General features: G+C 60.7%; 18 protein-coding genes. 12 read left to right on the forward strand and 6 right to left on the reverse strand.

Annotated features, from left to right (window positions below):
• Positions 1–116 precede the first annotated feature (116 nt).
• The gene (locus DXC67_RS08585) at positions 117–2,192 is read left to right on the forward strand and encodes a translation factor GTPase family protein (protein ID WP_117638082.1); all 2,076 of its coding nucleotides are present in this window, start codon (positions 117–119) and stop codon (positions 2,190–2,192) included.
• Positions 2,193–2,321: 129 nt separating this feature from the next.
• Here DXC67_RS08585 and DXC67_RS08590 read toward each other — a convergent pair whose 3' ends face one another.
• Positions 2,322–3,299 (reverse strand): DNA/RNA non-specific endonuclease, encoded by a 978-nt coding sequence (locus tag DXC67_RS08590; RefSeq protein WP_117638083.1) that lies wholly within the window; start codon positions 3,297–3,299, stop codon positions 2,322–2,324.
• 382 nt (positions 3,300–3,681) lie between these two features.
• Positions 3,682–4,560 carry an ATP-dependent sacrificial sulfur transferase LarE gene (locus DXC67_RS08595; protein ID WP_117638084.1) on the reverse strand — a complete coding sequence of 293 codons (879 nt, stop codon included), beginning with the start codon at positions 4,558–4,560 and terminating at the stop codon, positions 3,682–3,684.
• Between the two features lie 173 nt (positions 4,561–4,733).
• Between DXC67_RS08595 and DXC67_RS08600 the strand changes: the two genes are divergently transcribed.
• The gene (locus DXC67_RS08600; RefSeq protein WP_117638085.1) at positions 4,734–5,384 is read left to right on the forward strand and encodes an HAD family phosphatase; all 651 of its coding nucleotides are present in this window, start codon (positions 4,734–4,736) and stop codon (positions 5,382–5,384) included.
• 113 nt (positions 5,385–5,497) lie between these two features.
• Here the strand turns inward: DXC67_RS08600 and DXC67_RS08605 are convergent, their stop codons facing one another.
• The gene (locus DXC67_RS08605) at positions 5,498–6,610 is read right to left on the reverse strand and encodes a LacI family DNA-binding transcriptional regulator (RefSeq protein ID WP_117638086.1); all 1,113 of its coding nucleotides are present in this window, start codon (positions 6,608–6,610) and stop codon (positions 5,498–5,500) included.
• Positions 6,611–7,156: 546 nt separating this feature from the next.
• Between DXC67_RS08605 and glmS the strand changes: the two genes are divergently transcribed.
• Complete coding sequence (glmS, locus tag DXC67_RS08610) at positions 7,157–9,004, forward strand: glutamine--fructose-6-phosphate transaminase (isomerizing) (protein WP_035138734.1); 1,848 nt, start codon at positions 7,157–7,159, stop codon at positions 9,002–9,004.
• A gap of 114 nt (positions 9,005–9,118) precedes the next feature.
• Here glmS and DXC67_RS08615 read toward each other — a convergent pair whose 3' ends face one another.
• Positions 9,119–9,820: a GntR family transcriptional regulator gene (locus DXC67_RS08615; protein ID WP_117638087.1), complete on the reverse strand. Its 702-nt coding sequence runs from the start codon at positions 9,818–9,820 to the stop codon at positions 9,119–9,121.
• Positions 9,821–10,013: 193 nt separating this feature from the next.
• Here DXC67_RS08615 and DXC67_RS08620 point away from each other — a divergent pair, with 193 nt between their 5' ends.
• The 3 genes from DXC67_RS08620 to DXC67_RS08630 all read left to right on the forward strand — a co-directional run bounded on the left by DXC67_RS08620 (position 10,014) and on the right by DXC67_RS08630 (position 13,192).
• Entirely contained in the window at positions 10,014–11,048 is a 1,035-nt protein-coding gene (locus DXC67_RS08620; RefSeq protein ID WP_117638088.1) for a YeiH family protein, read from the forward strand.
• A gap of 266 nt (positions 11,049–11,314) precedes the next feature.
• A complete protein-coding gene (locus tag DXC67_RS08625) occupies positions 11,315–12,532 on the forward strand; it encodes a helix-turn-helix domain-containing protein (RefSeq protein WP_117638089.1) in 1,218 nt (405 codons plus the stop codon).
• Between the two features lie 234 nt (positions 12,533–12,766).
• On the forward strand, positions 12,767–13,192 hold the full coding sequence (locus tag DXC67_RS08630) for a hypothetical protein (protein ID WP_147349512.1): 426 nt from the start codon (positions 12,767–12,769) through the stop codon (positions 13,190–13,192).
• 63 nt (positions 13,193–13,255) lie between these two features.
• On the opposite strand, the gene DXC67_RS08635 is transcribed toward DXC67_RS08630, so the two are convergent.
• On the reverse strand, positions 13,256–13,777 hold the full coding sequence (locus DXC67_RS08635; RefSeq protein ID WP_117638091.1) for a nitroreductase family protein: 522 nt from the start codon (positions 13,775–13,777) through the stop codon (positions 13,256–13,258).
• A gap of 295 nt (positions 13,778–14,072) precedes the next feature.
• Here DXC67_RS08635 and DXC67_RS08640 point away from each other — a divergent pair, with 295 nt between their 5' ends.
• The 4 genes from DXC67_RS08640 (at position 14,073) to DXC67_RS08655 (ending at position 18,777) form a co-directional block, all read left to right on the forward strand.
• Complete coding sequence (locus DXC67_RS08640) at positions 14,073–14,363, forward strand: CDP-alcohol phosphatidyltransferase (protein WP_199410704.1); 291 nt, start codon at positions 14,073–14,075, stop codon at positions 14,361–14,363.
• Positions 14,364–14,544: 181 nt separating this feature from the next.
• On the forward strand, positions 14,545–15,045 hold the full coding sequence (locus DXC67_RS08645) for a MarR family winged helix-turn-helix transcriptional regulator (RefSeq protein WP_117638092.1): 501 nt from the start codon (positions 14,545–14,547) through the stop codon (positions 15,043–15,045).
• Entirely contained in the window at positions 15,045–16,769 is a 1,725-nt protein-coding gene (locus tag DXC67_RS08650) for an ABC transporter ATP-binding protein (protein ID WP_117638093.1), read from the forward strand. Before DXC67_RS08645 ends, DXC67_RS08650 begins: the two co-directional genes overlap by 1 nt.
• 1 nt (position 16,770) lies before the next feature.
• Complete coding sequence (locus DXC67_RS08655) at positions 16,771–18,777, forward strand: ABC transporter ATP-binding protein (RefSeq protein ID WP_199409654.1); 2,007 nt, start codon at positions 16,771–16,773, stop codon at positions 18,775–18,777.
• A gap of 111 nt (positions 18,778–18,888) precedes the next feature.
• Here DXC67_RS08655 and cysE read toward each other — a convergent pair whose 3' ends face one another.
• Entirely contained in the window at positions 18,889–19,593 is a 705-nt protein-coding gene (cysE, locus tag DXC67_RS08660) for a serine O-acetyltransferase (protein WP_117638094.1), read from the reverse strand.
• Between the two features lie 224 nt (positions 19,594–19,817).
• On the opposite strand from cysE, the gene DXC67_RS08665 reads away from it, so the two are divergent.
• Entirely contained in the window at positions 19,818–20,465 is a 648-nt protein-coding gene (locus DXC67_RS08665; protein WP_089573512.1) for a DedA family protein, read from the forward strand.
• 289 nt (positions 20,466–20,754) lie between these two features.
• The gene (locus DXC67_RS08670; protein ID WP_117582948.1) at positions 20,755–21,807 is read left to right on the forward strand and encodes a branched-chain amino acid aminotransferase; all 1,053 of its coding nucleotides are present in this window, start codon (positions 20,755–20,757) and stop codon (positions 21,805–21,807) included.
• The last annotated feature ends 64 nt before the right edge of the window (positions 21,808–21,871 follow it).

Genomic DNA, 21,871 nt, shown 5'->3' on the forward strand with positions numbered 1-21,871 from the left:
GACATTTGGAGGGTGAGTCGGCTCGGCTGCCGACCATGCTGCTCCCGGGACGGCACCGACCGCGAACTCTCCCCGTTGGCGTCGCGCATTGCGCGCGGCCCTGCAAGGAGGTCATCATGGGTGCTCCCAAGACCGGTAACGTAAGGAACGTGGTGCTCGTAGGCCAAGGCGGGGTGGGCAAGACTTCACTCGCCGAGGCCATGCTCCACCTTTCCGGCAAGACCGCCCGCCTGGGCGGCCACGACGGCACCAAGCCCACGCTCGACTATGACCCCGAAGAGGTCAAGCGTGCATTTTCCATCTCGACGACCATCGCGCCGATCGACTGGAAGGGCGCGCGCATCAATGTGCTCGATGCCCCGTGCTACCCCGATTTTATCGGCGACGCCTATGCCGCGATGAGCGTCTGCGAGACGGCTCTGTTTGTGGTCGACGCCGAGGCCGGCCCGCAGCCTACGACGGTTAAGCTCTGGTATGCCGCCGAGGACCTACGCCTGGCACGCGCGGTGTTCGTAAACCGCCTGTCGCGCTCCGAGGCCAGCTTTGCGACCACGATGGACCTGCTGCAGGAGCGCTTTGGCACGCGCCTGGGCGCCGTGACCCTTCCCTGGGGCGAGGGCGAGGACTTTGACGGCATCATCGACCTGGTGCGCATGAAGGCGCGCCACTGCAACGGCGCCGAGGCCGTTGAGTCGGAGATTCCCGATGAGTATCGTGCCCAGGCCGAGGAGGCCCATGACCATCTGTGCGAGCTGGTGGCCGAGGCTGACGACGAGCTGATGATGAAATACCTGGAAGGCGAGGAGACGCTGACGCAGGAGGAGCTTGAAGGCCTGCTGTCTAAGGCGATCGCCGAGCGCATCTTTGTGCCGGTCTTTGCGGGCGATTGCATTAAGGAGCAGGGCGTCAACTCGCTGATGGACGACATCGCCACGTACTTCCCGGCGCCGACCGACTACGGCGAGATGCCGCTCATCGACGGTGATTCGCTTAAGATTTCGAGTGACGATGACCGTCCGGTGGCGTTTGTGTTTAAGACCCTGGCCGATCCGCAGCAGGGCCGCATCAGCTTTATCAAGGTGCTGACGGGTACGCTTGAGCCGGGCCTTGAGCTGATCAACGCGCGTACCCGCAAGAGCGATCGTCTGGCTCACCTGTATGTGATGTGCGGCCGCGACATGACTGAGGTCGGTCATGCCTATGCCGGCGACATTATCGTGGCGCCCAAGCTGGCGGCAGAGACGGGTGACACGCTCTCCATTACCGGTAAGGTCGAGGCGGCGGCGTTTAAGTTCCCCAACTCTCAGTACCGCATTGCCATCGAGGCTGAGAACCGCGGTGACGAGGAGAAGCTCTATACGTTTATCGAGAAGGCGTGCAAGGCTGATCCGACCATGAGCATCGACCGCGACGAGGAGACCGGCCAGACCATCATTTCGGCGGTGGGCGAGGCACAGGTTTCGGTCCTGCTCAATCGCCTTGAGGACCGTACCAAGGTCGCGGCCAAGAGTGTGCCGATCCGCATTCCGTATCGTGAGACCATTCGCCGTACGGCAAGTGCCCAGGGCCGCCACAAGAAGCAGACCGGCGGCGCCGGCCAGTATGGTGACTGCTGGCTGCGCGTTGAGCCGCTCATTGGGCCCGACGGCACGAGTGACGGCTATGAGTTTGTAGACGAGGTCGTTGGCGGCCGCATCCCGCGTTCGCTCATTCCCGCCGTGGACAAGGGTGTCCAGGAGACCATGAAGGACGGCATCATTGCCGGCTACCCGCTCACGGGCATTCGCGTGGCTGTGTACGACGGCTCGTATCACAGCGTCGACTCCAACGAGATGGCGTTCCGCGCGGCGGCTCGCATCGGCCTGCGCAAGGCATGCGCCGATGCCGACCCGGTGGTGCTGGAGCCCATCGAGGAAATCACAGTGACTATCCCCGAGAGCTACGCCGGCGCCGTGATGGGCGATATCTCGGCCTCGCGCGGTCGCGTGGCGGGCATGGAGACCGATGAGCGCGGCGATACCGTGGTCATTGCCCAGGCACCGCTGGCCGAGCTGACGGATTATTCGACGCGCCTGCGCTCCATCACGCGCGGCACGGGCGACTTTACCATGAAGCCCGCGGGCTATGAGCAGGTGCCTTATGACGTTCAGGCCAAGCTGGTCGAGCGCTATGAGGAGGGCCGCGCCAAGTAGCGTATGGCGTTGCCTGCAACATGCATGCTGGCGCAAGGGCCGCTCTGGGTAATCCGGGGCGGCCCTTTTTGATCCCTGGGGGACGGAGGAAAACGGATCATGTTAGGTTTTGGGGCAGCTTGGTCGGCCCTAGTCTCCCGAGGCCTGGTTGCGGCCGGTGGCGTAGTCGATCTGCACATGCGGCTGCAGGTTGTAGCAGTACACGTGGAAGCACAGGGTCTTGCCGTGGTCCTCGATCGATTGCGCCTCAAGACGAACGCCACGACAGACGAGTTCCTCTTCGTTGTACATGGGCGTGACGCGATAGAGCACGTGGTTGCCCGTATCGCGAATATAGTTGAGAATCTGCTCCTCAAACGGTAGCATGCCCGTCTCGTTGAGATAACGCGTGCCGGTGAAGAGATTCTTGCGATTGGCGTTCTCGCCGCAGAGCGACCAGGCGATGAGGTGGCAGCGGTTGTAGAGGCTCTGGCCTGGAATAAAGTCGTAGCGCTGCTGGTGCCAACCGGCAGGATGGATACGCGAGATATCGCCGCGCTTTCCCTGTCCGAGCGACTCGGGGCCTACGCAGGCGAGCGCCTTGCGAGTGCGGCCCAGGCTGTCGAGCTTGGAGAATTTCTTAAAGCAGCCCTCTTCGGTGGCACGATCGTATTCATCGAGTGTGAATGACGGCGTGCCGAGCGGGTGCGTGCTGTCGGCGCGAAGGGCAACGTAGGGGTTGCCGGCGTAGTCGGGAATGCTGCTGAGATAAACACCACGGGCGCGGTTGAGGTCGGGGTTTTCCACCTCGTCGATGGGGGTGACGTTTGAAGAGGCATCGTCAGCGGTGTCGGTCGTGGCGGATTCAGAGCCATCGCCGGAGTCCTGATCATCTTCGGAGTCCGTGGAGCTCGCTGTTCCCGATTCGAGCCGGGCAACCAGGTCTGCTTCGTCGTCGGTGCGGTTGGGGCTCTCGCTTTGCTTCTCGGCCAGAGCAGCCGCCTGCTCATCGCTTTGCGGCGAGAGCAGCTTGGGCGCTCCGTCGAGCGACCCTGTGAACAGCGCAAACCCCAGCACCACGGCGGTGCCGATGGAAAGTACTTGCTTGTAGGCGGACTTGCGCGACATTGAGGCTCCTGGCTAGACGGTTGGGAATCTACCAGTCTAGCAGGTGCCGCCGCAGGCAGTTTTGCCGAACAGATTCTTAAAGATTGGGGAGGCGCGCTATCGGTCCATTTGTCCCAGAAGGGACTGCGATGGTTGGGATGTGCGGGGCTATTCGACGTTTCCCAAGATAAAACCTACCAAAATAAACCAGTCCCTTTTTGGCAGGTCAGTTAACGCAGTTCAGGTTGAGCACGCGCGAGCGAGCAGGTTCCGGGTGCGGCAAGGTGACGTGAAACAAGCGGGCGCTGACCTTTTGGTCGCGCCCGTGCAGTTGAACGTCAGATTGCCGTGCCCGGGGCCTGCGCAGCGCCGAGCAGTTGCGCCGTTTGTAAAACGGCGCAACCTACAGGTTCATGTTGCCGTGGATGTAGGGGGCGACCTCGGGGGAGATGTGTCCGCAGCCTAGGTTGTGCAGCGCGGACTCGATGGCGGCGGGCAGCGGGGTCTTTCCCTCGTCGTTGACCACGGTACCGCCGAGGGCGGCGATCTTGGCGACATCTGCCGGGGCGGCTTCGATATGCATGCAGCCGCCGACCAGGCGTGCGCGGACCTGCGCCAGGTCAAGATCGTGCAGATAATCCTCGCAGGCGCGGATTAAATCGACCTTCTCGCGCGTAAGCTCCTCGCCCGTGGGAATGCGCGTGGCCAAGCAAGCGCCTGCCGGCAGGTTCCAGACGGGGTAGCCCCATGCGCGCAGCAGCTCGCGCTCTTCGTCCTTGGTAAAGCCGACCTCCATAAGGGGTGAGCGTACACCGAGCTCTTCTGCCGCACGCATGCCGGGGCGGTAGTCACCGCGATCGCTTGCATTGCTGCCATCGATGACGGTGGGAAAGCCTAGCGACTTGGCGTGGTTGACGATAGCGGTAAAGCCGGCGCGCTTGCAGTGGTAGCAGCGGTCGGCATCGTTGCAGGCTACCTGGGGGAGCTGCAGCTGATCGACCGAAAGATTGAGCACGGGGAGCATAAAATGCGGACCCTCATCGGTTTGTCCGTCAACGGACCGCTCAAACGAAGCCTGCTCGGGTGTGCCGATGAGCGGCGTGGTGAGATGGACGAGGAGGGTATTGGTAGGCATGATGCGGGCGCATACGGCGGCCAAAAAGCTGCTGTCAACGCCGCCGGAAAACCCGATAGCCACGCGCCCGTATGCCAAAAGCAGCTGTTCGAGCGCCGATAGCTTGTCTTGAAGCTCCTCTGCGGGTGCCGTGGTGTCTAAAATCATGAAACGATCCTTATCGTTGAGTACTCGATCGAAAACTATAATCCTAATGCGTTACTTGCCATAAGACTTCTATCTATGTAACGAAAGTGCAATATGGTATATACGTTATATACAAGTTGCCAAATGCGGTAGAGTTACGGCAATGCGACAGCGAGAGTCGATGGGGGACCGATATGATCAAGGCTGTTATTTTTGACATGGACGGAACGCTGGTCGACACCGAGCGTCTGGGCATCAAGGCATGGAAAGCGCCCGCCGCTGAGCTGGGTGTCGCGATTGATGACACGCTGATTCATCAATTTATCGGTCGCACGCTGCCCGATGTCATGGACATCCTTGAGGCGCATTGCGGCAGCAGAGAAACCGCTGAGGCGATCTATCATCGCCACAAGGAGATTCGCGACGAGATGGTCAAGACCGATCTGGAGCTTAAGGCCGGCGCTGCCGAGTGCATAGACGAGCTGCTGGCTGCGGGCTATCACGTGGGCCTTGCAACGTCATCGCGCCATGTCACGGCCGAGCGCAACCTTAAGATGGTCGGTCTCTTTGACAAGTTTGAAACGGTGACCTGCGGCGAGGACGTCGTGCACGGCAAGCCCGACCCCGAGATGTATCTGCTCGCCTGCGAGCGCGCGGGCTTTGCCCCCGAGGAGTGCGCCGTGGTCGAGGACTCTCGCAACGGCTGCGTCTCGGGCATTACGGCTGGCTGCCACGTCTTTGCCGTTCCCGACATCGTGCCGCTGCCGCAGGACGTGGTGGATGGCTGCGAGGTCGTGCTCGATACGCTGTTCGACCTGACGGCGGCGGTCAAGGCTGTGCTCTAGACAATTGCGGTGTTGAAACGAGCAATTACCCACGTTTGCGCTTAAGCAAAAGGGGCCCGGCAATGGTCGGGCCCCTTTTGCTTAAGCGGCGACTTGGCATACTTGCGCGCGTGCTATAGATACGCGCCCAGGTTGATGGCGGTGGCTTCGGCGTGGTTGCTTGCCTGGGTGCTGGCGCGTTCCAGCAGGAACGGCCGCACGAGTTCTTGGCGGTTGATGTCCTCGATGGCTGTGACCGCGGTGACGGTGCGCGCTGCAGAGCCGATGCGGACGTGCTTGGTCTTTGCCGGCGCCTTGTTCTCGATTTGCTCCATGAGCAATTGAACACCCTTGCGGCCAATTTCGTAGCCCGGCGGCGCCACGGTGGTAAGGGGGACCGACCCGCTCCAGGCAAGTGGATTGCCGTCGCAGCCGGCCACGCGGACCTGCTCGGGGACGGAGATGCCTTTGTCTATCAGCGCCGAGATAACGCCCGAGGCCAATACGTCAGTCAGGCCGATGACAAAATCGGGGCGCTCGTCAGCAGGGCGTTCGGCAATCTGGGTACCGATGCTGTAGCCGTCGGCTGCGGTATTCCACTCTCCGGCATCGATGACCTCAATTTTGATATCGGGATGCAGGGCAAGTGCCTTGTGGATGCCAAGGACGCGCAGGGTGAGCTGCATAAATGCCGCTCGGCCTACAACGACGATGCGGTGTGCGCCGCGGGCGATGGCGAGCTCGGCGATAATGCGCCCCTGCGCCTCGTTGTCGGCGGCCACGTAGTAACCGGGTTCTGAACAATGGACGTCCAGATGGACGATGGGGACGGGAATCTTGGTCATGGCGGGGTGCCAATCGAGGGACGCCATGGGCTGAACCATGACGCCGGACATCTGCGTGCCCATAAAATAGCGCAGGTAATGATCCTCGAGAATGTCGTCGTTATCGGCATTGGCGATGAGCAAGTCATAGCCGTGCTTGCGTGCCTCGTTGTGGGCACCGCTGGCAATCTGGAGCGAAAAGCCGTGATCGAGACGGGGGAGGACAAGGCCAAAGGACTTAGTGGTGCCGCCGGCCAGCTGGCGAGCGCTTTGGTTGGGCAGGTAGCCAAGGCGATTGATGGTCTCGTTGATGAGCTTGAGGGTCTCGGGGCGCAGCTTTTCGGGGTGGTTGAGCGCGTTGGAAACCGTGCCCAACGAAACCCCGGCCTCGCGCGCGACGTCGCTGATTTTTACCTTTGCCATGGCGGCCCCTTTGATGCGTTTCAAGTACAAGTCCGATTGTAGCATCGCCCGCCCCCAGGGTGTCAAAACCTGCCAATTAGGGACAGGTTTATTTTGGCAGGTTTTATCTGCGGAAACGCCGTTGCCAGCGCGACCACCACAAAGGGGGCAGGCACCTTTGTGGTGGCTTGAGCTACCCGGGCCTTCAATTGTCTCGATCTGTAACATCTGGACGGCAAAACCAGCTCTACCTGTTACAGGTCGAGACATAGTGCTGGGATCGAACCGTAATGTCTCGATCTGTAACACTAAGCCGGCTTATTGCGGCCCAGATGTTACAGATCGAGATCTTTCGCCGGGATAGGCCGCCGCCCCGGTCCAAACCACCACAAAGGTGCCTGTCCCCTTTGTGGTGGTGGGGTGTGTGCATCGGGTGGTATCTAAGTTGAGATACCACTTCTGGTATATCAGCTTGCGCTTGCGTGAGTACAATACTCGAACGTTATACGTCTCAGCGCCCCCTGTGCGTGGACGTCTTGCAGTCACGCGAACGAAGGGATTTATCCTATGTGCGGAATCGTCGGCTACACCGGCTCTGATATTGCAAAGAACATCCTGGTCACGGGCCTCAAGCGCATGGAGTATCGCGGCTATGACTCCTCGGGTGTTGCGCTCGAGGTGGGCGAGGGCGCCGCGGCGCACCTCGACGTCATCCGCCGCGTGGGCAAGGTCGCGGGCCTGGAGAGCGAGCTTTCCAACATCGACAGCGACGCTACCTGCGGCATCGGGCATACCCGCTGGGCTACCCACGGCAAGCCCTCCGTCGTTAACGCCCATCCCCACACCAGCTGCGACGGTCGTATCGCCATCGTCCACAACGGCATCATCGAGAACTTCGCCGAGCTGCGCGAAGAGCTGGAGGGCCGCGGCCACCACTTTAAGAGCGAGACCGATACCGAGGTCTTCGCGCATCTGATCGAAGAGGCTTATGCCGAGACGCACGACCTGATGGCCTCCGTGCGCGAGGCGTGCACCCACGTGGTCGGTGCCTATGGTCTGGCCGCCGTGTGCGCTGACGAGCCCGGCGTGATCGCCGTGGCCCGCAAGGATTCCCCGATCGTGGTCGGCGCGGGCGAGACCGGCGCCTATGTCGCCTCCGACGTCATCGCGCTCATCGACGCCACCCGCGATGTCGTGGTGCTCGAGGACGGTCAGTTTGCCAAACTCACGCCCGCAGGCGTCGAGTACACCGACGAGGCCGGCAACGTTATCGAGCCCAAGGTCACCCACATCGACTGGGACCTAGACATGGCAGAAAAGGGCGGTTATCCCGACTTTATGCTCAAGGAAATCCACGAGCAGCCGCGCGTCGTGCGCGACACGCTGGTCGGTCGTATGACGCCGGCCGGCGAGCTCGACATCGACGAGCTGGGCCTTTCGCTCGAGGAACTCAACGACATCGACCGCGTCTACGTGATCGCTTGCGGAACCAGCTATCACGCTGGCCTCATTGCCAAGAATCTCATTGAGGGCTGGGCTCGCATCCCCACCGAGGTGGAGGCGGCCAGCGAGTTCCGTTATCGCAACCCCATCATTACGCCGACGACGCTTGTCGTCGCCGTGTCCCAGTCGGGCGAGACGGCCGATACCCTTGCCGCCATTCGCGACGCGCGCATCAAGGGCGCCAAGGTCTTTGGCATCACCAACGTGGTGGGCAGCCCCGTGGCGCGTGAGAGCGACGGCGTCATCTACACCAAGGCCAACAAGGAGATCGCGGTCGCCTCGACCAAGAGCTTCATCGGCCAGGTCGTGAGCCTGACGCTGCTGGCTTTGCTGTTGGCGCAGGTTAAGTACCGTCTGACCACCAAACAGGCGCGCATGCTGTTCCGCGAGCTTTCCGATACGGCCGAGCAGATTCAGTGGATTTTGGATACCCAGACCGAGGCCGTGCATGAGGCCGCCCTGCTGTGCAAGGACGCGCAGTCGGCGCTGTTCGTGGGTCGTGGCATGGGTGCTGCTATTTCCTACGAGGGCGCGCTCAAGCTCAAAGAGGTCAGCTACCTGCACGCCGAGGCCTACGCCGCCGGCGAGATGAAGCACGGCCCCATTGCCCTGATTGACCCGGGTTTCCCTGTCATCGCTGTGGCCACCAAGAGTGCCACCTACGACAAGACCGTGTCGAACCTTATGGAGTGCAAGGCGCGCGGCGCCAAGGTTATTGTCGTTGCCACCGAGGGCGACGAGGAGATCAACAAGATTGCCGACTGCATCATTCGCGTGCCGGCCGTCCGCGACGTGTTCAGCCCCATCACGGCGAGCGTCCCGCTGCAGCTGCTCGCCCGCGAGGTAGCCATCCTGCGCGGTTGCGACGTTGACCAGCCCCGCAACCTCGCTAAGAGCGTGACCGTGGAATAACTAATATTCCGCCGTTCTAACGACCAAGGCCCGGCTCCGCGTCATCAGACGGAGCCGGGCCTTTTTGTACGGAGAAACCACCACAAAGGTGCCCTTTGTGGTGGTTTTGGCAGGTTAGCGGAGCTTGCTGGTCTCGAAGTACTTGGGATATTGGTCTAGGACCTCGGTCTGGTTGCGGAACATCATGTGCAGGTGCTTGCTGACCAAAAAGCTCGCTTCGATGGGGTCGCGACCGGCGATAGCGCGGCGAATCTGCTTGTGCTCGTTCACGATGTCCTGATTGTCGAGAACCTGCGTGGCGGCGCGCAGCCAGCGGAAGCGCTCCAGGTCGGCATTGGTCTCTTCGAGCCACGACCACACGGTGCTGCGACATGCGATGCTAAAAATCATGTGATGCATGAGGTTGTCGCTCAAAAAGAAGCCGATGCGATCCTCTTCGGCCATGGCCTTTTCCTGCAGCACGATGGCGCGGTCGAGCTGCTCGATGCCGGCCGACGTGGCGCGCGCACAGCACTCCACAATCACCTGCTTTTCCAGATGTTCGCGGATGTAGCAGGCACTCTCGGCAAGGGTGAGGTTGATGGGTGAGACGTAGGTGCCGCTCTGGGGCACGGTGCGCACCAGGCCTTCCTGCGCCAAGCGAACCAAAGCCTCGCGCACGGGCGTTCGCCCCATATCCAGGTCGTCGCAAAGTTGCTTGACGCCCAGCTTTTCGCCCGGCTTGTAGTCCAGGTAGACGATTTTGCGTCGAATGGTGTGGTAGGACTGGTCCTGTAGGCTCGTTTCCTGCTCGCCGACGTGCATCGATTCTTCCATAGCGCCTCGCAACTGTTCTATCAAACTCATATGTCAGTTGTTAATTATGCCGCGAATCAGCTCTCCGCGGTGGGTAATTCGGCTGTTGCCTGAGAACTATTGCGGCATCTTAGTCTGTGTTTGCGCAAGGCTGCGCTCAATGTTGCCGTATCATAAGCCGTCGCAAACGTGAAATAGAAAGAAGGAATCCCATATGCAACTGGCAAATATCGTACGCGAGCGCTGGAAAGGCGTTTTGCTCTGCCTGATCATCGCCATTCCCGCGACGTTGCTCGGCAAACAAATTGAGGTGGTCGGCGGTCCGGTATTCGCCATCCTCTTTGGCATGGTCCTGGCGCTCGTCTTTCCCAAGAATCGTCGCGAACAGCTCGCCGCCGGTGTCACCTATACGTCTAAAAAAGTCTTGCAGTACGCGGTAATCCTGCTTGGCTTTGGCATGAACCTCTCGCAGATTCTGTCCAAAGGCGCTCAGTCGCTGCCGATTATCGTGGCGACGATTTCGACCTCGCTTGTCATCGCCTTCGTGCTCTGCCGCGTTATGAACGTGCCGGGCAAGATCGCGACGCTTGTGGGTGTGGGTTCGTCGATTTGCGGCGGTTCTGCCATCGCCGCGACCGCGCCCGTCATCGATGCCGACGATCGCGAGATTGCCCAGGCTATTTCGGTCATCTTCCTGTTTAACGTTATCGCGGCGCTCGTGTTTCCGACGCTCGGCGGCATGCTCGGGCTGACCAACGAGGGCTTTGGCCTGTTTGCCGGCACCGCCATCAACGACACCTCGTCGGTAACGGCTGCGGCGAGCGCCTGGGACAGCATGCATCCCGGCGCCAATGTGCTCGAAAGCGCCACAGTGGTCAAGCTCACCAGGACGCTGGCCATTATTCCCATTACGTTGGCTCTCGCATGCTGGCAGATGCATCTGGCGCGCAAGGCCGGCGGCGACGCCAAAAGCACGTTCTCGCTTAAACGCGCGTTTCCCATGTTCGTGCTGTTCTTTGTGCTGGCGAGCGTAATCACCACGGTGCTTCAGCTTCCTGCATCCGTTACGGCGCCCATCAAGGAGCTGTCGAAGTTCTTTATCGTGATGGCCATGGCGGCCATTGGCTTTAATACCGATATCGTCGAGCTGGTCAAAAAGGGCGGCAAGCCCATCGCGCTGGGCTTTTGCTGCTGGATTGGCATTGCGTGCATGAGTTTGGGAATGCAGCACGTGCTGGGAATCTGGTAGAGAAGTAGCTTATTCGCGTGCTGGTTGCTGGTGGGCGCAAGCCTGCGGTGGAGCGATAGGAGCTCTTGCGGGTATGGCTTGTCCGCAGGTTTATAAGTCCCGAAGAGCTCTTATCGCCCCGCCAGGATGGCGATGCGGGGCAACACCTATACTCGCAGGACAGCGCTTTCTGCCCTATAGTGTTTGGTGAGCAATATCGTTCAATTTTGAAACACTCGGTCGTGCGACTGTCGGCGGTTGCACGTCGCCACGGACAGGGGCAAATCATGGATAGCGATGCCAAGCTAAACATCTTGACCGAGGCCCTGGCTGCTGCCGGGGCCTCGGCATTGGCAATCGATGCGCGTGGGGACGTCGTGATCTCGACCATGAATGACGCGGCGCTTGAGCGGGATGTGGCGGCTTTTGTCGCTGAGCGCCTCGACCGTATAGGAGACGGCGCGCGTCTGGTTATGGGGCGTGCGGGTACGCGCCTGAGCCTGACCGTTCGCCCCACCGACAAAGAAGGCGGGGGCCTTTGGGTCGTCGTGGTCCGCGAGGTACGCGGCGCCGCGGCACATGCGGGCATCGAGTGGCTCAACGCCGACGAAGTTGAGGCCCGCTACGAATCGAGCGCGTACGGCATCGTTGAGGGGGCGGCCTCGGTAGCTGCGCCGGTCGCCGAGAGTTACGCGCGCGGCGTGCCCCTTATGCTCGAGGGCGAGCTGGGAGCGGGTCAGGTCGAGATCGCCAAGCGCCTCTATCTGGACGGTCCTTTTGCCGATCAACCCTTTGTTGCCGTTGCGCTCGATGAGCTTACCGATCGCGGTTGGCGCCACGTGCTCAAAAGCGCCGAATCGCCGTTGTTCCAAACGGGGCTGACACTTTGCATTGAGGGCTGGAACACGGTTGGCCCCCAGCGTCTCCGCGAGCTCGTTTCCACGATGGCCGACACCGCGTTGGCGACGCGCTGCCATGTGGTGCTGACGGCGAATGACATGCCGGGCGGCAGCGAAAGTGATCAAGCTGCCTTTGTGACTGAGCGCTTCGCCTGTGCGGTGAGCGTGGCGCCGGCAATCGCCGAGCAGGGAGCCGCGTCGACGAAGGTTGCGCGCTATTTGGAATATCTCGCTGATGCATTTGGGACGGCAGCGCCCACGTTGTCTGCCGCGGCGGCAAAGACGCTCGATGTTTACCGCTGGCCGCGCAATTATCTGCAGCTCCGCGAGGTCTCGGAACGACTGTATATATTGGTGGGGGCGGGCACGGTGGACCGCGCTGTGGCGGAGGAAGTGCTCGCCCAAGAGGACGTGATTAAGACCGCAACCTTTGGCGCCCCGACACTCGAAAGCGACCTGTATATCCTGCGACCGCTGGCCGATACCGAGCGAGATATCGCGCATCTGGTTGTAGATCATCTCCACGGCAACCGGACCCGTGCGGCGGAGGTGCTGGGCGTAAGCCGAACAACGCTGTGGCGCTTGCTGAAGGACGATGACCGTTGAGCGAGGCGCCCGTGACCGCGCGCGACGCGTGTGCTACAGTCCAAAGCGTTATTGTTTCGATTTGGTTACGGCGTGCGGGGGCGTATGGCTGAGACTACAAAACCGAGCCGCAGAAGGCGGAGTGCCGCGCCGGTTAACCGACGCACAACATCGGTGACGTGGGGCAAACACGCCTCGGGGTTTGACGGCTCGTTCAAGCGCACTAAATACGGCTATCCTTCGACAGGTGCTCGCTTGGCAATGCAGGCAGAGTCCTCGCTGTGGGGCCGCAAACGCGTGGTGGGCTCAAAGCTCAAGCACGACGGCACGCTCGGCTACATCAGCCGCGGGGCGGCTCGCCGCAGTGGGCTCAATCCTGCTGGTTGGCATCGTTATGTGCCGATCGCGGTCGTCGTTGCAGTGATCGTCATCGCACTCGCTGCGCTTGGCTACGCCGGCGGTGGCGCCAACTTGGACGCGGTGTTTAAATCGCCCGAGCTCGCGCATGCAGGCACAGAAGTTGTCGAGGGCGCTCAGACCCAGACGGGCGTCGCGCCCCAGCGCGGCATGGTCGCGGCAGCCTCCACCATCGCCGACGCTCAAAAGGACGAGGGCGAACAGGGCGACGGCGCCGAAACGACCCACACGAACGAAACGACGACAACTCCATCGGCAAGATAAGTTGCGAGTGGGGTGGCTAAAATAGCCTCGTCCCAAATTAGCTACCCCTATGACGCTCTTGGGTTACCTTACGTAGACGACGTTGTCGCGGCGGGGTTTGGGCTCGGGTAGCGTGTCCTCGGCATAGCCCAGAATGCAGTGACCGACACCGCGCAGGCTGCCGTCGGCGGGCAGGCTCCAGCTGGCCAGCAGCTCCAGGCCCTCGGGCGAGTCAAAGACCTCATGCGCGCGGTGAATCCAGCATGAATCGACACCCAGTGCATAGGCGGCGTTGAGCAAGTTGCCCATGGCGAGCGAGCCGTCTTCCAGATGCGTGGGCACGTTGCGGTCGACCAGTACCACCACAACCGTTTTGGCTCCGTAGAAGGGGTCGCCGTTGCTACCCATGACTTGGGCGTTAAGCTGCGAGAGACGCTCGACGGTCGCGGGATCGGTGACGGCGACAAACGTCACCGGCTGGCGGCCCATGCCGCTCGGTGCATATTGGCCGGCTTCGATAATACGTGCAAGCTTTTCGGCCTCGACGGGACGATCGCTGTATTTGCGGCAGCTGCGGCGGTGAATGAGCGCTTCGATAGTCTCCATGGTGCCTCCTTGTAGTGGCGTTGCAGATGCCCCGTTCATACCCGTCGGGCTCAAACGATAGACGGTCAATTGCCCGGCCAAAAGGATAGATTCCAATTGGGAAAGTAGGTTTGCATAAAAGTACCTTCAGAATGTGACAAACAAATGGGATGGTTAAACGTTTTATCCCGTCTACCCTGCGGTTTTTTACCACTTGCCTAAATGACGAACGTATAACCTCTGATAAAGGTTTTACTAAAGGAGTACCAACGTTTATCAATGCGCCGTGGTGGCGCCGGGCCAGGAGGTAACTATCATGTTCCAGGCTGGAGATGTCGTCGAGACCGACTTCGAAGGATTTCTGAAGCTGCTGCGTTCCAAGACGCGCGCTTTTGTGACGATTGACGATCACGAGTACTACATCACGCACACCGATGGCTATTGGCGTGTTCAGGATTGCGAGGCCCTCAACGACAAGGGCCACTTTACTGACTGCTCCGAGCTGGTCAATACGGTCTGCGAGGTTGTTGAGCTGCCTTGGATTTGCGGCAAGAGCCTGCATGACAGCTTTGCGGGCGCTACGGTCTACGAGGCCGTCGCTGCCTAACAGGCAATAAAACCCGATTTTCACGTGACCGCTGGCGCCGCCCCCGCGCCGGCGGTCTTTTTCTGCCGATAGGCCATAAAAGTGCACGCGTTTGCGGAGAGCCTGTTGACGATAGTCAAAACTCGGACTAATCTAGAGATATAAAATTGGTCAAAAATCGGACAATCGAATGGTGGGATAGATGAATAGTGCGGTTACGCTGGTCGACTTCGACCGGTTGCTCAATGGACTCGACCATATCTATTCGGAGTTCTCGCGCGCCTGCGGCCTTTCGGACTGCGCTTACTGGATGCTCGTCGATACCAGCACGGCGGGCGGCAGCGTCGCCGTAAGCCGTCTGACAAGCGAATGGTTCTACAGCAAGCAGACCATCAACTCGGCCATTAAAACCTTGACGGCGCGGGGCTTCGCAACGTTGGAGTTTGCCGAAGGCAGTCGTAAGAACAAGGTTGTGAGCCTGACCGAAGAGGGCAGGCGATTTGCCGAGCGTTATGCGCTGCCGGCACTCAAGGCCGAGCAGCGAGCCTTTGGCGCGCTTGAGCCGTGTGAGCAGCGCGAGATTATGCGCTTGATCGGAAAATTCTCTCAGGTGCTCGGTGAGGAGTGCGAGGCATTTAAGCAGCATATCGCTGCCGAGAGCCAAGCCGAGAATCAAGGTGAGGGGGAGTCGTGCGACTGTTAATGAGGTTTCTGAAGCCCTATCGAGGGCTTATCGCAGTGACGCTGCTGGTGCTGCTGGTTGATAACGTCGGCACGCTGTTGGTTCCCACGATGCTGGCGAACATGGTCAACACCGGTATCACCACGGGTGATGTCGACTACATTTTGCGCAATGGCCTCTACATGCTTATTGCGACCGGCATGGCCAGCGGCGGCGCGGTGCTGGGCTGCTATCTTTCGGCGCGCTTGGCCGCCAACGTGGCCTGCGATATCCGCAATGCCGTGTACGACAAGTCGCTCGAGCTCGCGGCCAGCGACTTTGAGCGCTTTGGCACCGGATCGATGATCACGCGCTCGCTCAACGACATCAACGTGATTCAGCAGGCGATTCTGCAGACGATTCAGCTGGTGCTGCCCGTGCCGTTTTTGGCTGTGGCGGGCATCATCTTCGCCTGGTTTATCGATCCTGCCATGGGCACGCTTCTGGGCGTCGTGGTTGCGATTGTGCTGGTGGCGGCGGTCTTTACGGTTGCCAACGCGGCTCCGATCTTTATGCGCTTGCAGAGCTTTATCGACCGCATGAACGTGGTGCTGCGCGAAAACATCGTGGGCGTGCGCGTCATCCGTGCGTTTAACAAGGAGCGTCACGAGGAGCGGCGCCTGGACGAGGTGTTCAGCGACTACGCCGCCAACGCCATCAAAGTCAACCACCTGTTTGTGGGCCTTGACAGCTCAAGCTTCTTTTTGATGAACATCGCCGAGGTAGCGGTGCTGTGGGTGGGCGGCAACCGCGTGGGCGCCCACGCCATGCAGATCGCGAGCATCTCGGCGGTGCTGGAGTACGCGCTTCTGATCCTGTTCTTTGTGATGATGGCGCAGATGGTGGTGCTAACGCTGCCACGCGCCGCGGCGTGCCTCAACCGTGCGCAGCAGGTGTTGGAGATTGAGCCGAGCATCGTCGATGGCGAGCGTACGCTTGATGCGGCCGCGTCCGACTCAAAGGACGGGGCTGATGCGGTTGCCGTGTTCGATCATATGTCGTTTCGCTTTGACGACGCCGACGAGGACACGCTGTGCGATCTGAACTTTACCTGTCGTCGCGGTCAGACGACAGCGATTGTGGGCTCGACGGGCTCGGGCAAGTCGACGGTGGCAAAGCTTCTGTTGCGCTTCCACGATGCCACGAAGGGTGCCATTCGCTTGAGCGGCGTCGATTTGCGCGAGCTTTCGCAAGGTGAGATTCGCGGGCGCATCGCCTACGTGCCACAGAAGGCGTGGCTGTTCTCGGGCACCGTGGCAAGCAACCTGCGCTTTGGCAACGAAGACGCGACCGAGGCGGACATGCTTCATGCGCTGCAGGTTGCCCAGAGCACCTTTGTGCTCGATCAGCCGCAGGGGCTCGATACCCCGGTGGTGCAGGGCGGTACGAACTTTTCGGGCGGCCAGCGCCAACGTCTGGCCATCGCCCGTGCGCTCATGAAGCATGCCGATCTGTATATCTTCGACGATAGTTTTTCGGCCCTGGACTTTAAGACCGATGCGGCCCTGCGCCATGCGCTGCAGGACGAGACGCGCGACGCCGCGGTGCTCATCATCGCGCAGCGCATCTCGACGATTCTGCACGCCGACCAGATTGTCGTGCTCAAGGATGGCGAGGTCGTGGGCCTGGGCACGCATGGCGAGCTTATGGAAACCTGCGAGGTGTACCGCGCCATCGCGGAATCGCAGATGAAGGGAGGTGAGTAGCATGACCGAGGAGCTCGAGAAGCAGGGCGGCGTTGATGACGCCGTTGCCGCGGGGCTGGTCGAGGAAACGGCTGTCACGTCGACCGAGCTGGATGACGCCGCCAAGGCTGCAGTCGAGCGCGAGGCTCGCCGCCAAGCGCTCTACGAGGAAAACGAGCGTGCCGAGGACGAGCGTGCCCGCGCCGAGGCAGAGCGTATGCGCGACGTGGACGACGAAGAAGAGGGCGAGACGCCCCGGGATACCTGGGCGACGGTGCGCCGCCTGTGGAGCGAGGCCGTCGGCGACCATTGGCGCTTCTACATCGTGTTTGCGAGCATTGTGTTCTATGTTATCTTTAACACCGCTGCACCGGCATATAGCGCCCGCGTGATCGATGAGCTGTGGGGCCACATTCAGGTGGCGTTTGCCAACGGAACCACCTTCAACATCACCTGGGAGAACTGCGGCAAGACCATCTTCGTCTACTTTATGATCTGGACTGCCGCTGCCTCGTTCTATGCGCTCCAGAGCTTTTTGATGTCGAGCGTGGCCGAACGCCTCAACCTGCGTCTACGCAACCGCATCGCACAAAAGCTCAACCGTCTGCCGCTTGCCTTCTTTGACGCGCATCGTCCCGGTGAGGTCGTCAGCCGTGCGACCAACGACTTGGACAAGATGTCCGAGAGCATGCAGCGCGGATTGCTGCAGCTGCTTGTGTCGATCGGCACCGTGGTGGGCGCCGTGGGCGTGATGTTCGTGTTTAGCGTGCCGCTTACGCTCGTCTTTTTGTTCTTTACGGCGTTGTCGCTGCTGGTGACCAAGGTGGTTTCGCGCCGTACGCATGATGTGACGGGCGAGCGTCAGGAGTGGGTGTCCAAAATCACGAGCGCGGTCGAGGAAGGCTATTCGGGCCGTTTGGTGATTCGCGCATTCAACCGCGAGCACCAGAGCTCTGCCGAGGTGCACGAGGCCTCGGGCGAGCTGGCGCGCGTGAGCACCAAGGCCGACTTTATGATCAACGCCGTCGGACCCGCGGTTCGCTTTATTGGTCGCCTGGCGCAGATTGTGATTGCGCTCGTGGGCTGCAGCATGCTGGTCGCCGGTCACATGACCGTCGGCGTGTTCCAGGCGTTCTTCCAGTTTATCTACGAGGCGTCCGAACCCATGACGCAGCTGTCGTTCACTTTTAACTCGCTGCAGAGCGCGCTGGCGAGTGCGGAGCGCGTTTTCGACCTGCTTGATGAGCCCGAGATAGAGGCCGATCCGCTGCCGGACGAGGCCGCCAAGCTGCCGGGTCGCATTGAGGGCCGCGTCGCTTTTGAGCACGTGCGCTTTGGCTATGCGCCCGACAAGCCGCTCATGCGCGACGTGTCGTTTACCGCCGAGCCGGGCCAGAAGATTGCCGTGGTGGGAACCACGGGCGCAGGCAAGACGACGCTCATCAACCTGCTCATGCGCTTCTACGAGATTGACGGCGGGCGTATTACGCTCGACGGCGTGGATACGAGCCGCATGGATCGCGGCGAGCTGCGACAGCAGTTTGGCATGGTGCTACAGGACGCCTGGCTGTTCGACGGCACGATTGCCGAGAACATCGCCTACGGCTGCCCCGAGGCAACGCGCGAGGAGATTGTTGCGGCCGCTCGCGCCGCCCAGGTCGACTTCTTTGTGCGCACCATGCCTCAGGGCTACGACACGCGCGTAGCCAACGATGCCGAAAGCATCAGCCAGGGCCAGCGTCAGCTGCTGACCATCGCACGCGTGCTGCTCAACAACCCGGCGATTCTCATCCTGGACGAGGCGACCTCAAGTGTGGACACGCGCACCGAGCTTGCTATCGGCCGCGCCATGGACGCGCTCATGCGCGGGCGAACGAGCTTTGTGATCGCGCATCGCCTGTCGACGATCGTGGACGCCGACCTGATCTTGGTCATGGACCACGGCAACATTATCGAGCAAGGCACGCATAAGGAACTGCTGGCTGCCGAGGGTGCTTACGCCGACCTCTATCTGAGTCAGTTCGCATAATGTGACAAAGGGACAGTCCCGCATGTCACATCAAAAAGAAGGCGCGCCGGGGGCGGATTCCCTGGCGCGCCTTTTGTGCTGGCGTTAATGCTGTGGCGGTTGCCCGCGGCCCTAGCGCTCGTCCACGAGCTTGGCGACGAGGGCCTTGAGCTCGGCCACCTCTCGCTCGAGTTCCTTGACGCGGCGGGCATTCTCGGTGATGCCCTGGCGGTTGAGGGCGCTCTGCTCGGCGGCGTCATCGGGCATGTACTCGCGATGCTGCTTGGCATCGAAGCTTTCTTCGAACACGCGGCAGCCGTTGCGCTTGATGATGCGGCCTGGCACGCCCACGACGGTGCAGTTATCGGGCACGTCTTTGACGACGACCGAGTTGCCGCCGATCTTGACGTTGTTGCCGATGCGAATGTTGCCGAGCACCTTGGCGCCTGTGCCCACGGTGACGTTGTTGCCCAGGGTGGGGTGGCGCTTGCCGGTCTCGTTGCCGGTGCCGCCAAGTGTGACGCCCTGATAGAGCACGCAGTTGTCGCCCACAATGGCGGTTTCGCCGATGACAACGCCCATGGCGTGGTCGATAAAGAAATGCTTGCCGATCTGTGCGGCAGGATGAATCTCGACGCCGGTGATATGACGGGTGAGCTGCGAGAGCACGCGGGCGAGCGAGCGATGGCCGTGCTCCCAGAGCCAATGCTCGGGTACGTGGTTCCACTTGGCGTGAAGACCGGGGTACGAAAGGAAAATGACCAGGCCATTTTGCGCAGCGGGGTCCTGCGCCTGGACGGTCTTGATGTCCTCGCGAATGGTATTGATAAAGCTCACTGGCCGCCCTCCCTCAGCGCCGTGACAATGCGATTCAATAAAGTATAGCGATTCGCTAGGGATTAAGAAGGGCGATCTTGCTTTGCTTTGGGCGACAAGTGTCAGTTATGCAAACTTGCTGGTAATGGAGTCATGCTTTTGTGGGGTTGCGCACGAGGGGGCGCCGCAACCGTATACTGGTCAACTTGGACGTGTCCGCGCCCACAACTGAGAGGTTTAACTTCATGGGTTTCATTAACTTTATCGCCGAGCTGCTCAAGGACCCGCGCACCGCGATCGCCAGTTGGATCGCCGCCGGCCCGCTTATGGCCTACGGCTGCGTGTTCCTAATTATCTTTATCGAGACGGGCGTGGTGTTCTTCCCGTTCCTTCCCGGCGATTCGCTGCTGTTCGCTTCGGGCTTCTTTGCCCACAACGGCGGCTTTAACATCGTGGCCCTGTTGGCCGTCGCATGGACGGCCGCCATCTTGGGCGACCAGTGCAACTTTATGATCGGCCATTTCTTTGGCCGAAAGATCATCGCCTCGGGCAAGGTCAAGGCCATGACGCCCGAGCGCATCAAAAAGTCCGAGGACTTCCTGGACAAGTGGGGTCACCTGGCCATCTTCCTGGGTCGCTTCTTCCCGTTTATCCGCACCTTTGTGCCCTTCATCGCCGGTATGGGCGGCATGCACTGGCGCAACTTTGTCATCTATAACGTGCTGGGCGGTATCACCTGGTCGACGGTCTTTACACTGCTGGGCTATTTCTTTGGCGGCATTCCCTTTGTGCAGGAGCACTTTGAGCTGCTGATCGTGGGCATTGTTGCCGTGTCGATTATTCCGACCGTGGTCGGTTTGGTTAAGGCAAAGCTGGGCAAAAAGAACGCGTAGCTCGAGCCGGCGCACAAATCGTGTCGTTGAGGCCCGTCACCGTTTACGGTGGCGGGCCTCTCTAGCTTCGGTCAAATGAAAATACTTTAGTTAGTTAAAGAAAAACGTTTTATCCGATGCGTGTGCGGAGTACAATCTCGTGCATGCGAATCGACGTGTCATCGGCTTCGATGTCGTCCGCGTGTCCCGTCCGGCTCTACGCTCCGGGCGTGTGACGTTGCGACGCGGTCGGCCCCGGTCCTTGCGTGCGGGTTCGCGAGTATGCAACTGTGTATGTAAGGAGCGACATATGACTGTCGAGAAGAAGGATATCGATTGGGGTAGCCTCGGCTTTGGCTACATGAAGACCGATTACAGCTACGAGGCTCATTGGAAGGATGGCGAGTGGGACGAGGGTGGCCTGACCACCGACCACACCCTGCATGTCTCCGAGTGCGGTGGTATCTTCCACTACTGCCAGGAGGTCTTTGAGGGCCTGAAGGCCTACACCGCCGAGGACGGCAGCATCGTCTGTTTCCGTCCCGACATGAACGCTGAGCGTATGTACAACTCTGCGCAGCGCCTCGAGATGCCCCCGTTCCCCAAGGACAAGTTTGTCGAGGCCGTCAAGCAGGTCGTCTCTGCCAATGCCGCATGGGTTCCGCCCTTCGGCTCTGGCGCAACCCTGTATGTGCGTCCGTTTATGATCGGCTCCGGTGACGTGATCGGCGTGGCTCCCGCTCCTGAGTACACGTTCCGCATTCTCGTGACCCCGGTCGGTCCGTACTTTAAGGGTGGCCTCAAGCCCGTCAAGCTGCGCGTTTCCGAGTATGACCGCGCTGCACCGCACGGCACCGGTAACATCAAGGCCGGCCTGAACTACGCCATGTCCCTTAAACCCACGATGGAGGCCCATCGCGAGGGTTATGCCGAGAACCTGTATCTCGACTCCGAGTCCCGCACCTATGTCGAGGAGACCGGCGGCGCCAACGTGCTGTTCGTGAAGGAGGACGGCACCCTCGTCGTTCCGCAGTCGCACACCGACTCCATCCTGCCCTCTATCACCCGTCGTTCGCTCGTTCAGGTTGCTCAGGACCTGGGCATTACCGTCGACCAACGCCCTGTCGAGTGGGCCGAGGTCAAGGCCGGTACCTTTGTCGAGTGCGGCCTGTGCGGCACCGCTGCCGTTATCTCCCCGGTCGGCGAGATCGACAACAAGGTTTACGGCGCCGACGAGACCGTGACCTTCCCGGCTGGCTACACCGAGATCGGCCCTGTGATGAAGAAGCTTCGCGAGACCCTGACTGGTATCCAGTCTGGTGCTGTTGAAGATAAGCACAACTGGGTTTACACCGTCGCGTAAGCTGCCATAGCTGTTCGGCCCGAGGGCAACCTTCCTTTCCGGCGCGTCCTCGGACATGAAAGAA

This window comes from Collinsella sp. TF07-1, assembly GCF_003437235.1.
Classification (GTDB): domain Bacteria; phylum Actinomycetota; class Coriobacteriia; order Coriobacteriales; family Coriobacteriaceae; genus Collinsella.

Bases quoted from the DNA above. Each gene is read 5' to 3' on its own strand.
- DXC67_RS08585 (WP_117638082.1), top strand. From the start codon at position 117: ATGGGTGCTCCCAAGACCGGTAACGTAAGGAACGTGGTGCTCGTAGGC.
- DXC67_RS08590 (WP_117638083.1), bottom strand. From the start codon at position 3,299: ATGTCGCGCAAGTCCGCCTACAAGCAAGTACTTTCCATCGGCACCGCC.
- DXC67_RS08595 (WP_117638084.1), bottom strand. From the start codon at position 4,560: ATGATTTTAGACACCACGGCACCCGCAGAGGAGCTTCAAGACAAGCTA.
- DXC67_RS08600 (WP_117638085.1), top strand. From the start codon at position 4,734: ATGATCAAGGCTGTTATTTTTGACATGGACGGAACGCTGGTCGACACC.
- DXC67_RS08605 (WP_117638086.1), bottom strand. From the start codon at position 6,610: ATGGCAAAGGTAAAAATCAGCGACGTCGCGCGCGAGGCCGGGGTTTCG.
- glmS (WP_035138734.1), top strand. From the start codon at position 7,157: ATGTGCGGAATCGTCGGCTACACCGGCTCTGATATTGCAAAGAACATC.
- DXC67_RS08615 (WP_117638087.1), bottom strand. From the start codon at position 9,820: ATGGAAGAATCGATGCACGTCGGCGAGCAGGAAACGAGCCTACAGGAC.
- DXC67_RS08620 (WP_117638088.1), top strand. From the start codon at position 10,014: ATGCAACTGGCAAATATCGTACGCGAGCGCTGGAAAGGCGTTTTGCTC.
- DXC67_RS08625 (WP_117638089.1), top strand. From the start codon at position 11,315: ATGGATAGCGATGCCAAGCTAAACATCTTGACCGAGGCCCTGGCTGCT.
- DXC67_RS08635 (WP_117638091.1), bottom strand. From the start codon at position 13,777: ATGGAGACTATCGAAGCGCTCATTCACCGCCGCAGCTGCCGCAAATAC.
- DXC67_RS08640 (WP_199410704.1), top strand. From the start codon at position 14,073: ATGTTCCAGGCTGGAGATGTCGTCGAGACCGACTTCGAAGGATTTCTG.
- DXC67_RS08645 (WP_117638092.1), top strand. From the start codon at position 14,545: ATGAATAGTGCGGTTACGCTGGTCGACTTCGACCGGTTGCTCAATGGA.
- DXC67_RS08650 (WP_117638093.1), top strand. From the start codon at position 15,045: ATGAGGTTTCTGAAGCCCTATCGAGGGCTTATCGCAGTGACGCTGCTG.
- DXC67_RS08655 (WP_199409654.1), top strand. From the start codon at position 16,771: ATGACCGAGGAGCTCGAGAAGCAGGGCGGCGTTGATGACGCCGTTGCC.
- DXC67_RS08665 (WP_089573512.1), top strand. From the start codon at position 19,818: ATGGGTTTCATTAACTTTATCGCCGAGCTGCTCAAGGACCCGCGCACC.
- DXC67_RS08670 (WP_117582948.1), top strand. From the start codon at position 20,755: ATGACTGTCGAGAAGAAGGATATCGATTGGGGTAGCCTCGGCTTTGGC.